Here is a 12,663-nt window from a genome sequence, read left to right as displayed (position 1 = left end):
CTCCTCCAATTTCTCAATCGTCCTCATTCGGGTGAGTACACAAAAGCAACCTTGGAAGTCTTAACGAAACGGAGTTTAATTCCCAAACAAGACCTCAACGCCCTTGCCACTTACCCCGAACAATTCCTCTATCCCAGTCCTCTCGATCCACCCCAAACGGAAGCCGCAAAAAAAGCCGCCCATTATTGTCGCAGTCTCCTCAAAGCCCGCATTGAACTCCCCAGTTACCAACTGATTTCCTTTCTCGGATTAACCCTCAATTATCAAGCTTCCGAACTGGCAACGGTACAAAAATTAGCGGAACGGGTGCGTCAAGAAACCCAAGGACGCAGTTCTGTTGTAGAAATTATTGCTGCCCTCAGTGGCATTATCAATACAGAACAATTTATGGGCATCGAAGAAGACAGTGATGACCAATACGTGAAACCGAAACAGGTCACGATTATTACGATGCACAAAGCCAAAGGACTAGATTGGGATTATGTGTTTATCCCCTTTCTCCACAAAGATAATTTGCCGGGTCAACCGCGTGTGCCGACCCCACACAAATTTCTCGGTGACTTTACCTTATCGGAGGTAGCGCGATCGCGCATTCGCGAAATTGTCCACAGCGAGTATCAAGGAGAAGCGATTACGTTGGATAAACCCACAACGGCCTGGCAAAAAGCCGGAGAATTGCAAACCGCAGAAGAATATCGTCTTTTTTATGTTGCGATCACACGGGCAAAACGCTTACTCTGGCTATCTGCCGCCCAAAAAGCCCCCTTTCGCTGGAATCAATTTAACCGGAAAGGGGCAAATCCTCTGCAAGATAGAGATCCTTCTCCTTTCTTTCCCGCACTGCAAAAAGCATTTCCTACAGCAGTTATTGAATCAGCGCAATCGCGTTGAACTAAAAATCGTTTCTCGCTAGCAGATGCTCGTTCCAAAATTAATCGCTATTTTTTAGAATCTTGAAAAATTTAAGAAGAAATGGCATTATCTTCCTCTAGATATTCTTTCACATCTTCAACAATGGCTTGTGCAATTTGATCAAAATCAATTTCTTCAATTGCCACATCAAGTATTTCGGCATAAAAACCTGAGACATCTGGCTTATTTTTCTTGATATCTGCTTCAATTAAGCGCGCTAATTCAGTTACATTGTTGTGACATTCTCCGGCTAGCTTACGATAGAATTCTTCTTCTAGCTCATTGTGTTCGGAGATGATATAATCCCAAAAAGCAGATGTTTGATAATTTTTCCAACTATTAAAGCTCATATTTTTCTCTACAACTTTAACTAATTTTATTTTAACAGTTTTTGGTTTACCTTAAAAATTAACTTTACTTCCATAACTATCAATAAAGGCAAAAGACATCAAACTAATCAACATCAAAAGTATCAATTATTATTTTTTGCGCTCTATTTTCCAATACAAAAGCGACTAAAAATGCGATCAAGCATCGATTCGGTCACTTCTTCCCCCGTAATTTCTCCCAACGCTTGAATGGCACTGCGTAAATCAATTGTCCAGAAGTCAAAGGGGAGTTGTTGGTCAATGGTTTCAAGGACGTGCTGTAAGGCCGTTTTTGCCCGCGTTAAGGCAGCCGCTTGCCGTTGATTGATGGCAAAGTCACGATTGGCTGCACTGAGATTACCTTTGTGTACTAAGTTGAGAATTGCCTGTTCTAATTCTTCAATGCCTTGCGATTGGGTCACTGCAGTTGCCACAGTGGTTTGGATTGTATCCGGATAATGAACCGCACTGGCTGGTGTTAGATCGGTTTTATTAATCACCAGAATCAGGGGGCGATGTTTCACTTGGTCATAAATGAGATCATCTTCTTGCGTCCACCCGAGTTGGGCTTCAATAGTGTGTAGAATCAAATCTGCTTTTTGGGCCGCACTGCGCGATCGCGCAACGCCAATTTTTTCGACTTGATCCTCGGTTTCCCGAATTCCTGCGGTATCTAAGACTTCTACGGGAATTCCGCCGACCACTAAATTGGATTCGACTACATCGCGGGTGGTTCCCGGTAAATCTGTAACAATGGCGCGATCGCTGCGACTCCAAGCATTTAACAAACTGGATTTTCCCACATTCGGACGTCCGACAATTGCCACTTTTACTCCTGTGCGTAACAATTCTCCTTGTTCAGCCGTCGCGAGGAAATACTCAACCTGTTTGAGAACCGCCTTCACTTGCTTTTGAATCTCACCTTCCGGCAGCGGGGGTAACTCATCGGCAAAATCCACCCGTGCTTCCACTTCTGCCAAAATATCTAAGCAAGTGCTGCGTAACTCTCGAATGGGTTGGGCTAACTTTCCCTGTAAGCCCGCCAGTGCCATTTCTCCCGCTTGGGGAGATTTTGCCCCCACTAACTCGGCAATGCTTTCGGCTTGGGTTAAGTCAATCCGTCCATTGAGAAACGCACGCAAGGTAAATTCTCCCGCTTGCGCCAGTCTGGCCCCTTGTTCTAAGCATAATTGTAGTACCTGCTGGACAGGAATCATACCGCCATGACAATGAAACTCCACTACATCTTCTCTGGTGTAGGATCGGGGAGATTGCATAATGAGAAGTAATGCCTCATCAACTACTTTTTTTGTTTCCGGATGACGGACATAACCATAAAGGATACGATGAGACGCCCAAACTTGTTTTCCGGGTGCTTGAAACAAAGTTTTGGCAATGGAAAGGGCTTCTTCTCCCGATAAACGCACAATCCCCACACTCCCTTGTTGGGGAACAACTGGCGTTGCAATAGCAGCGATCGTATCTCCTTGCATAACCTGATCCTTTTTTCTCTAAAGTAGCAAGGAAAATCCCTAGCAAGCAATTGACAATTTAGAATTAATAACTAACAATTACTACTAAAGGTTTGAAGCAGATCTTTAATCAGGAGAAAAGCTTTTTTGTTTGTGTTGTTGTGTTTTGCTTTTGACTGATTATACTAAAATATTCTATCCTTACATTGCTCATGGAAAGCGTATCAAATTTTTTAAATAATTCACCCAATACCATGGAAGTTGATACCAGGATTATTGCTGGTCTGATTTTATTATTAATTATTGGGAGTTTAATTACTATATTAGCTCTAATTCCCAAAATTGCGAGCGCCACAAACCAGATTTTCTTTTCTCAATCAGCAAACACAGTTTACCAAAAAACATTTTTTCCGTTTCAGAATTGGCTATTTTTTACTCTTTTTTTGAGTACGTTAGATTTAACTATTAAGTATTTAATTGAAGCAGAATGGCTCAATTTAATTGAAGTACCTCTTGCTGTAATTATTGCTATTTTAGTGTCTTGGTTAGGAGCAAGCATTTTTAGTCGCTATTTTGACATCTACTTATTAGATGCTGCCATTCAAAGTAAGCGAAAAATTAATAGTGAGCTGCTTCTTTTAGGAAAGATCCTTGTTAACGCTGGCATTATTTTAGTTGTTATTGTTATTTTTGCTCAAACCCATGAGGTCAATTTATTTGGTCTAATTGCTAGTTTAGGAGTGGGAGGGTTAGCGGTTGCGTTTGCTGCCCAAAAAAGTTTGGAACAACTTTTGGGTGGCATCGTTCTATATGTAGATCGCCCATTTGTAGCAGATGACTATATTGGCTTACCCGATGGAACATTTGGACGAGTCGAATCCATTGGCTTACGTTCAACTCGCATTCGTATTTCAGGAAAAGGAACGTTAATGGTTGTTCCGAATAGCTTTCTGACAGAGGCAAATATTGAAAATTTCACAGGTGCCAAGAAAGTGATTTCCATGATTTATATTAATTTTTCTCAGTCCATTTCCGATACTGAAAAAGCGTTTATTCGGCAAGTTATAACCAATAGTACTAAGGAGATTTTTGGTATTGATCCACGGAGTACTGAAATTAACTTTAAACTGCTTGAAAGAAATGGAATGCAAATTACTCAAGCTCAAGTTAGCTTTTTTATTTTAGGTTCGGGGGAAGTTTCTATGGATTTACGCCGGCAACTTTTAGATGCAGCCCGACAAAATATTAATCGTGAACTTGAAGAGTTTGGGATTGGCTTTAATCTAGAAGAACGCACAATCAATGTTGATGCACCAATTACTCTTTAAGGAGCGAGTGGATGGAAACAATGATTAGTTGGCTTCAGAATTTTTTTAGGAGTTTACAAAGTGAATTATTTAATCAGCAAACTCAAACGTTTTTGATCGAGTTTTCTAAAACTTTTGCCATCTTTCTCCTTTTAGTTTTTTTGTCTCTGGTAATCTCCCATTATGCTTCACTGCGAGTCGTTCGCTTAGTGATTACACGGGTTTCACCTCAACAATTTGGCGTAATTTACGATAAACTCATTACTCCAATTGAAAACTTATTTCAAATTGCTGGTACATTTATCTTACTGACACTCTCTTTAAACGTCTTAGAAGAATATCAAGCATTTTATAATTTTCTACGTTTCTTTAACGATTTAGCTTTAGTGTTAAGCTTGGCTTGGCTGGCGTCTCGCCTAGTGCGACAAGTCATGCGAGTTTATGGATTAGAAATTATTCGGAAATTGGGGCGAGAAGTGGATGAGTTATTATTAGTATTTGAAACATTAATTAATATTTTTATTGGTTTTATTGCCGCGATCGCATTTGCCCAAAGTCAGGAGATTAATCTGGTCGGACTCTTAGCGAGTGTGGGGATTGGCGGTTTAGCCATTGCCTTTGCTGCCCAAAAAACTTTAGAACAGTTGTTAGGAACACTTGTCTTGTATCTTGATCGCCCATTTACACCGGGTGAATACATTCGCTTTTGGAATTATCCCGCTTTTCCTAATGGTGCACTGGGCAATGTTGAATCCATTGGCCTTCGTTCAACTAAAATTCGTTTAGTTGCAAAAGGAACGTTAATTATTGTTCCGAATTCTGCGATGGCTAATCTTGATGTGGTGGAAAATATTACCCGCAGTAAAAAAGTGATGGCGCTTCTCTATCTTGACTTTTTAAGACCCTTAAAGGGTGAAGAAGAAGCCTTAGTCGAACAAGTGGTAAAAGAAAGTACCAATGCCTTATTTGGGATTGATCCGGGAAGTACCCGTATTAGTTTACTACAACCGGAAAATAAACCAGGAACGAGGGCTCGTGTCACCTTTTTTATCCTGGGTTCCAACGAAAACTCTTTCCAACTCCGCAAGCGATTACTCGAACTCGCAAATGAAACAATTACAGAAAAATTAATCGGATATGGGATTGAATTTACTTGTACGGAACCGACTGTTTATGTGGATTCTCCGGTTACAATTTAAGTCACATTAGAAAAGTATTTTTATTAGCTTTGGGTTAACAATAACGTAAGAAATTGCTCGTTCAAACCTTAGCAGGTGAATGACACCCATTTTTTTAAGCAAGGTTCATTGCAAGGTTAATTGAGGTGAAACAGTCAGTCAGAAATCTCCAGCATTCCTATGTACCTCAGTTCCATGTCCGATATAATAGAGACACTGACCCCGGGCTAGAACTCAACTTAAGAGCAAGAACGTATGGATCCAGCTTTGCAATACCCAATTTTTGGGGCGGAAATCAAATGTCCTCACTGTCGTCAAACCATTCCGGCATTGACCTTAACCGATACGTATTTATGTTCACGTCACGGGGCGTTTGAAGCCGATCCGAAAACCGAAGAGTTGGTTCATTTACAATCAGGACGGTGTTGGCGGATGTGGGATGGTCAATGGTATCGACAACATACCCATCCCGATGGCATTCGCTTTGAAATTCACGAAGCACTGGATCGACTCTATACCCAAGGCTATCGCGCGACGCGAGTGATCATTGCCAAACGCTATAAAGATTTAGTCAGTTCTTACTTAGAAAAACATCGATCGCGCTGGGGAGAAAGTACCGAAGACCAGTTACGGTTGTATGGCTTACCGATTATTTTTAGTCCCGATGAAGAAGAAGAACCGCGATGGGGCGTAATTAACTTTGATTTGGAAAAAGAACCCGGCGTTCCGGTTCGCTACCCCTATTTTCGGTTATTTGAGTAGGCAGAGAATTGAGTTGTGATGCATCACGTTTCCATTCGCACCGGAGATATTCATCGCGCGATCGCGTTCTATGAATTATTCGGTTTTACGATCCAAGAACGGTTTACCACCGGATACACCCTTGCCTGTTGGTTAGAAGGTTGGCACTCCCGCTTGGAACTAATCCAAATTCCCCAACCGAAACCCGCACCGGATGCCTTTCATGATGAACATTATGTGGGATATTATCATCTCTCGTTTGATGTAACAGAACAAGCAGAAAGTTTACCGGAATGGCTAAAAAGGGCGCGATCGCGCTTTCAACAAGCCGCAAAAGAAAATCCAGAACAAGTTTCTCCTTTAAAAGTGCTACTTGAACCGACCCAACAAATGATTGGAGAAACCGTCTATGAAGTTGCCTTTATTGCGGATGCCGATGGCTTACCATTGGAGATAATTCGTAACCAAGGAAAGCCCCAGTCATAGCCGGTAATGAATCGAGATTTTGCATACTGTCTAAATCCTTACTGTTCCCAACCCAAAAATTCCAGTCATGATCAACAGTGCAAAAACTGTGGCTTTCTGCTTCTGATTGCACAACAATATCAACCCCAGAAACTCATTGCCAGTGGACGCTTTGGACGGACTTTTTTAGGAGAAGATCTCAGAGATCATCGTCCCTGCATTATTAAACAATTTTTTCCCGAAACTGAACAGGGAATTATTCTCAACTCCCAAAAAGCAATTCAACTCTTTCATTCTGAAGCCAGACGCTTAGAAGAATTAGGGGATCACCCGCAAATCCCCCAGTTATACGCCCATCTCGAACAAGAAACCTATCAATATTTAATTCAAGAATGGATTGCCGGGGATAACTTAGAAACTGAACTCTTCCAGCGAGGAAGATTTGATGAACGAGAAATTAGAAGACTCCTTGCCAGTTTACTTCCTGTCCTCGACTATCTGCGCGATGCTGCTGTCATTCATCGAGACATCAAACCCGAAAATATTATTCATCGTGATGACACAGACGCCGAATATGTTTTAGTCGATTTTGGTGCGGCTAAACTTGCCTCCTTACGCAGCTTAGCCAAAACCGGCACGATCATTGGTTCCCCAGGATATGCCGCACCGGAACAAGTGTATGGTAAACCCACCTTCGCCAGCGACATTTATAGCCTCGGTGTCACCTGTCTTCATCTTTTAACTGGCGTTTCTCCCTTTGACTTGTATCATCCCACAGAAAATCGACTCTTTTGGCGAGAGTACCGCCAAGATGACCCCATCAGTGATTCCCTAGCTGCAATTCTAGATGGAATGACCGCCTTTGATCTCAAAGATCGCTATTCTTCTCCTAAAGGAGTCTTATCTGCATTAGGGGTTTTGTCTCCCCTTCCCGCTGCTTCTAGTGCTACCTCATCTAATTCTTCAGAAACGTCTTCGATCATTAAACTCTACAGTGGGAAAGGGGCCATTTATAGCTTGACTTTTAGTCCTGATGGTCTGTTGCTGGCTAGTGGTGGGGGATCAGACTGGGGAAAATTTGTGGGAAAAGATAATTGTGTTCGCGTGTGGCGCGTGGGAGAATGGCAGAATCATCAGAAACTCGCTCAACATTCGGCACCGGTCACCACCGTTCAATTTAGTCAGGATGGCAAGTTTTTAGTCAGTGGCAGTTTGGATAAAACGATTAAAGTGTGGAATGTCGCCACACAAAAATTACACCAAACTTTAAAGGGACATCGCTTTGGGGTGAAACGTTTGCAGGTGAGTCCCTATGGGGATACGGTTCTGAGTGGGAGTATTGGGGGAGAAGTTATCTTATGGAATTTGCAAACGGGGCGAGTTTTAGATCGTTTCAGTTGGGAACAGGGAGAAGTGAAAGCCCTTGCCCTCAGTCCTGATGGCGAGTACTTCGCGATCGCGGGAGGGGAAACAACCATTCAAGTTTGGGAAGTGTACACCTTTAAGCCGTTGTTTTCTCTAACTGGACATAGCGATCTGGTGTACAGCCTAAATTTCAGTCCCGATGGTCAGTATTTAGCCAGTGGGAGTGGCGATTGGGACTGTAGTATTAAAATTTGGGACCTGGCCACTCGGATGGTTAAACAAACCTTACACGGACATCAGTGGGCGATTAATGCAGTGCAATTTAGTCCTGATGGGACCTATTTAGCCAGTGGCAGTAGTGACAAAACGGTTAGACTCTCAGAACTCTTCCACCACAAGCCTCACCGACGGTGTTGGCATCGTCATAGCGAAGCGGTCACTACCGTTGCCTTTAGTCCTGATGGCGTTTATTTAGCCAGTGGGAGTGAAGATGAAACAATTAAAATTGCAATTTTGTAATCAGAGTCGCAAGATCGTTAATTGGATAATGCTTTTGATGCACGATTCCCTTGGAGATGGTTATTTTGGGCGGCGATCGCGGCTTGTTGCCAGATTTGCGTTAATTCAGTGCTGGCCGTAGGCGCTGAAAAGAGAGATACATTTTGATTCGGAGACAAACTCTTCTTAATCGCCGCTTTCAGAACTGGTTTTCCTAATTTCATCACTGCCGGCACCAGTAAAGCATTTGCTGCAATGACCCCTAACCCGGCTAAGGCAAGGGGATTATTCCCATTCCCATCTTCGATGATTTCTTTCAGGTGAAATGACAGAACCGATTTATCCCAATGAATTAATGACATAATTGGACTCCTCAAAAGTAAGCACAAGATTGAAAAAGATTAGCGATAGCTGATTAGTATTAATGCTATCTTATCTAAAGCCCCGAATCATAGAACATTAATTAAAAGATAGGAATTGAAGTTGAGCAGAAGACAGGGTATGTTAGGATACTCTCATTGGTAAAAATGGTTTCAACAGAGGCCACCTGTTGAAGGAAACGGGGAAAGTTCGGTGTGAATCCGACGCTGTCCCGCAGCTGTGATGAAACATTAATTGTTTCTCAGTCAGAATGCCCGCCCAATTGAACAACTACCAATATTGCTCATTTTCATCTACGAGGTTTTAGATGATGGTTAACTTACAATCTCTTCTTTCCAGGCGAAGTCAATTCAAATTAGGCTTCAGTGCAGAAGTAATCTGTTTTGACACTTACAAATTCTTGCTATCTTTGATGGCGTTTCCAATTCAATGGTGTTGGTCTGAATCAGAAAATTGGAATCATGGCGATTGGAATCGCTTACTGTTCAATTTCCCAACCTAAGCGTTGAAGAATTGTCCAAACCAAATAGAAACGATTAGTAGCAGCGAGTATGACTCATTGCTTTGCTGAATAGAAGTTTGAATGAGGAATTTTTGGCCTCGTTTAACTTTACAACAGCACAGTGAAAGTAACTCTTGTCTTGCCCTGTGTTGCAGTTCTGTTAGCAATTATTTTCATCTTTACCACTCCGTATGGCAAACCCAATCTGCAATCAAGACAATAATCAAGACAAAACTGATCACACTCGACCACCGCGACTGCGTTGGGAACTGGTTTTAGTTGTTGTCATCATTCATTTAGGCGCATTATTAGCCGTCTTTCCCAGTCACTTTAGTCTCTCTGCTGTGGGGGTCGCGATTGTCCTCCACTGCATAACGATTGGTTTGGGAATTTCTCTCGGCTATCATCGCCTGGCTTCCCATCGCAGTTTTAAAGTCCCTAAAGCACTAGAATACTGTTTTATCTTCTGCGGGACCTTAGCCGGTCAAGGGGGTGTTAAAGGTTGGGTGGGGTATCATCGGATGCACCATCTTTACACGGACTCCCCCCAAGACCCTCATGATTCGACCCAAGGCTTTTGGTGGAGTCATATCAATTGGGTCTTACATGAGGTTCCGAGTCAGGGGAAATTGGCTCACTTTACCAAAGATATCGCCAATGATCCATTTTACGAGTTTTGTCATCAGTATTATCTGATCTTGCAGATTGCCCTTGCTGCCTTACTTTACGGGTTAGGGGGAATGCCATTTCTGATCTGGGGAACATTTGTCCGCTTGTTTGTTGGCTTTCATACGACGTTTTTTGTCAATAGTGCCTGTCATCTGTTTGGCTATCGCAATTTTGATCTCAGCGATCGGTCTACAAATTGTTGGTGGGTAGCACTCTTGAGTTTTGGTGAAGGATGGCATAACAACCATCATGCGGTTCAGTCGTCCGCTCAATTCTCGTGCAAAGCGTGGGAAATTGATTTGGTTTGGCAGATGATCCGAATTCTGGAATGGCTGGGCATCGCCAAAAATGTCCGCAGAATGGCAAGTTCAAAACAGTGAGCAATCAAGCGATGCAAATTGCCCTTGCCTTACGAGATGAAGTCGCCGATTTGGAAGCAGCCGGGGCAAAAATGATTCAGATGGATGAACCCGCCCTGCGGGAAGGATTTCCCCTCAAACCCGAACGTTGGAACAGTTATCTCTCCTGGGCGGCGGATGCCTTCCCTTTGGCGACTAGCTTTGCCAATATGGTAAAGGTCGCCCAAACTTTACGCCAAGAAATTGAATCAAAAGCCAAATCCTAATCCGGTCTTGATTCTTCTTCATTCCTGCTGACTCTTCCTAACAAGTGGCATCTCAATTAATCATTGGTGTCGCTTGTCTTCCTTCCCCCAAAATTGTCAGGAGTAATCATCCTTGCTAGACTATGAGAATAATTATCATTATAATCTAGGAACTATTGCACAAAATTTAACTATGAATAGCACAACCAAAGAATCAATGAGGGAGCATGTCACCTTTGAACTCCAATCAGTCCATTAAGGTAGGCACATCGATGGGCGAGAACTTGAGCAACATTTTCCTCTCTCCATTGGGCTCCTGAAATTTTGATGCGACTACTGATTTGCTTGATTGCTGATTCGACAGCACCTGAGCCAATCGAACAGATTTGTTCAGTAGTGATAATACTCGTAATTAACAATCCGATGTTGATGTTTGCGTAAGTACCGGCAAAAATTAATCGCTTCCTTCTTTTTCAGAGAATCAAACAGCGCGATGCGCCTCCGGCGCCGGCGAAGCCATCGTTTCCTCAACTTTTCCTTGCCAAAGTAGAGTTTCAGCTTGCTTCAGGCGTTTGATAGAACCTCCCACTTTATGTAAATTCTCGACTAGATGATACCAATTGAGAAGTTCTCGCTGTTGAGTCTGTGAGCTCATCTCCTTTTTGGGGACTTCTGTAAATTTTATTTTCGTTAGTTGAGGACGGCATAAATCACTCCTCTGCTCCTCTCTCACTCTCAAATTAAGTTGTTAAGCCGTTATACCGAAAAGCTGGGTAAGTATATATTTACCCAGCTTTTGCCTATTTACTAGGTTGCAAGCAAATTTACCGTAAAGTCCTACCCGTTGGTTTGAGGTGCCTTGGTTATCCATTTAGTTGGTTGAAATTATAGAATTTTCAGATCGCCTCTTTAGATAATCTTTCCTGCTGTGACAATGACTGTGTTTGCTAAAAGTGGTATCAATCTCCCAACATAATCTGTGATTGATTGATGAGAGTCTTCAAGTCAAGCCAGCTTGCGTAAACAGGGCGTGAGCCGTTAATCTCAAGTCAGGTAAGGTACTATCAGTCAGTAGGTTTTCATCTCCGCGATAAGTAATCGGCATCGCATAAGGAGCAAATACGGTGATGCTTTGAGCTTGCGGATCAACGACCCACACCCGCAACACCCCTGCATTTAAGTAATCCATTGCCTTTTCAGCCATCTCACCAAACGTTTGACTGGGTGAGATAATTTCAATCGCTAAATCTGGCGGTACTGGACAAGGTTCATCTCCTAAATTCTCTGGTAAGCGCTCTTGAGACACAAACAATAAATCAGGAATGGGAACCCAATCTTTACCCCGTCGCTGAAGAATTACTGACCATTCAATCCCTACCTCACCACGAGACTCTCCCCATTCTTCCAAGTAACGTAATAAAGCACGCTGGGTTTTGGAATGAAAGCGTTGGGGAGCCATCTTAGCAACAATATTTCCTTCAACGAGTTCATAACGCTCCTGGCTTGTCGGCATGGTTAGAAACTCCTCTAACGTGATTGGAGAAGAGATCGTTTGTGCCATAAAATTTTGAGTCACTTAATACGGGGTTTTGTATTCATGTTAACTGAGTCTTTCCACTTTTCATTCCACTAGATATTTGAAGGGGACAAAATTAGGTTATCTCATTGACGCTGATGATCAATCAATAACAGTCTTTGAGACTGATCGACTCCCTGAAGTAAAAGAGAAACAAGATGTTTTACCCGTATTAGACGCTTTGCAGAATTAGCAAATTACTGTAGAAGACGTAACGATTTGCTGTTGTTGCTAGCGCGATCGAATCGAAGATTCGGTGCCAGAGGCAATCGCGCAACGTCTGGGAATTGATACGACTCCCTTGGAAACTTATCGCCAAGAAGGGCTGTTTCTCGATGATCTTTCCTGCTGTGACAATGACTGTGTTTGCTAAAAGCCGTATCAAACTCATAAGTTAGACTATTATCTGATCTTAATGTCGATCAATGGATTGAAACCGTTTATGGGCAGGGTTGGGGTATCGCATTAAACCCGATTAAAATTGAAGATAACCCTCTTTCAAGAAACTGATTCAGTTTCTTAGGAGCCCCTGAACTGGCGGCAGACCACCCGCTACGAATAAAAGAAACTTTGAATTGGGCGTCTGGAATGGAGGTATATTGATCAGTGTCCTGACAGTTAAAAC

Annotated in this window: 10 protein-coding genes, 3 pseudogenes and 1 riboswitch; of the genes and pseudogenes, 8 read left to right on the top strand and 5 right to left on the bottom strand. The window is 42.6% G+C overall.

All coding sequences use genetic code 11. The features are described from left to right. Positions 1–891 (top strand): DNA helicase UvrD (locus GVY04_03745; protein NBD15270.1); only part of this gene is annotated, 891 nt, incomplete at its 5' end. 71 nt (positions 892–962) lie between these two features. Here the strand turns inward: GVY04_03745 and GVY04_03740 are convergent. Together GVY04_03740 and mnmE are read right to left on the bottom strand one after the other, a co-directional pair. After that, positions 963–1,262, bottom strand: a complete 300-nt coding sequence (locus tag GVY04_03740) for a hypothetical protein (protein NBD15269.1) — start codon at positions 1,260–1,262, stop codon at positions 963–965. A 143-nt stretch (positions 1,263–1,405) separates the two neighbouring features. Then, entirely contained in the window at positions 1,406–2,773 is a 1,368-nt protein-coding gene (mnmE, locus tag GVY04_03735; protein NBD15268.1) for a tRNA uridine-5-carboxymethylaminomethyl(34) synthesis GTPase MnmE, read from the bottom strand. A gap of 191 nt (positions 2,774–2,964) precedes the next feature. Here mnmE and GVY04_03730 point away from each other — a divergent pair, with 191 nt between their 5' ends. The 5 genes from GVY04_03730 to GVY04_03710 all read left to right on the top strand — a co-directional run bounded on the left by GVY04_03730 (position 2,965) and on the right by GVY04_03710 (position 8,327). After that, positions 2,965–4,080 carry a mechanosensitive ion channel gene (locus GVY04_03730; GenBank protein ID NBD15267.1) on the top strand — a complete coding sequence of 372 codons (1,116 nt, stop codon included), beginning with the start codon at positions 2,965–2,967 and terminating at the stop codon, positions 4,078–4,080. Between the two features lie 92 nt (positions 4,081–4,172). Beyond that, positions 4,173–5,258 carry a mechanosensitive ion channel gene (locus GVY04_03725; protein NBD15266.1) on the top strand — a complete coding sequence of 362 codons (1,086 nt, stop codon included), beginning with the start codon at positions 4,173–4,175 and terminating at the stop codon, positions 5,256–5,258. 234 nt (positions 5,259–5,492) lie between these two features. After that, a complete protein-coding gene (locus tag GVY04_03720) occupies positions 5,493–5,999 on the top strand; it encodes a TIGR02652 family protein (protein ID NBD15265.1) in 507 nt (168 codons plus the stop codon). An 18-nt stretch (positions 6,000–6,017) separates the two neighbouring features. Next, positions 6,018–6,464 carry a VOC family protein gene (locus GVY04_03715; GenBank protein ID NBD15264.1) on the top strand — a complete coding sequence of 149 codons (447 nt, stop codon included), beginning with the start codon at positions 6,018–6,020 and terminating at the stop codon, positions 6,462–6,464. A 6-nt stretch (positions 6,465–6,470) separates the two neighbouring features. Continuing rightward, positions 6,471–8,327 (top strand): protein kinase, encoded by a 1,857-nt coding sequence (locus tag GVY04_03710; protein NBD15263.1) that lies wholly within the window; start codon positions 6,471–6,473, stop codon positions 8,325–8,327. Between the two features lie 152 nt (positions 8,328–8,479). On the opposite strand, the pseudogene GVY04_03705 reads toward GVY04_03710, so the two are convergent. Continuing rightward, positions 8,480–8,668, bottom strand: a pseudogene (locus GVY04_03705) (hypothetical protein). Between the two features lie 149 nt (positions 8,669–8,817). Next, positions 8,818–8,964: riboswitch (cobalamin riboswitch) on the top strand. A 416-nt stretch (positions 8,965–9,380) separates the two neighbouring features. On the opposite strand from GVY04_03705, the gene GVY04_03700 reads away from it, so the two are divergent. Then, positions 9,381–10,238: an acyl-CoA desaturase gene (locus GVY04_03700; protein NBD15262.1), complete on the top strand. Its 858-nt coding sequence runs from the start codon at positions 9,381–9,383 to the stop codon at positions 10,236–10,238. A 5-nt stretch (positions 10,239–10,243) separates the two neighbouring features. After that, positions 10,244–10,411 (top strand): annotated as a pseudogene (locus GVY04_03695) (hypothetical protein). A gap of 281 nt (positions 10,412–10,692) precedes the next feature. Here GVY04_03695 and GVY04_03690 read toward each other — a convergent pair. Then, a pseudogene (locus tag GVY04_03690) lies at positions 10,693–11,102 on the bottom strand (ISKra4 family transposase). Between the two features lie 360 nt (positions 11,103–11,462). Continuing rightward, positions 11,463–12,023, bottom strand: a complete 561-nt coding sequence (locus GVY04_03685) for a Uma2 family endonuclease (protein ID NBD15261.1) — start codon at positions 12,021–12,023, stop codon at positions 11,463–11,465. Positions 12,024–12,663: the final 640 nt, after the last annotated feature.

The organism is Cyanobacteria bacterium GSL.Bin1, from assembly GCA_009909085.1.
In the GTDB taxonomy this organism is placed as follows: Bacteria; Cyanobacteriota; Cyanobacteriia; order Cyanobacteriales; family Rubidibacteraceae; genus Halothece.
The sequence above is the reverse complement of the archived record's forward strand: the minus strand, read 5'-3'. Positions and strand labels throughout refer to the sequence as shown.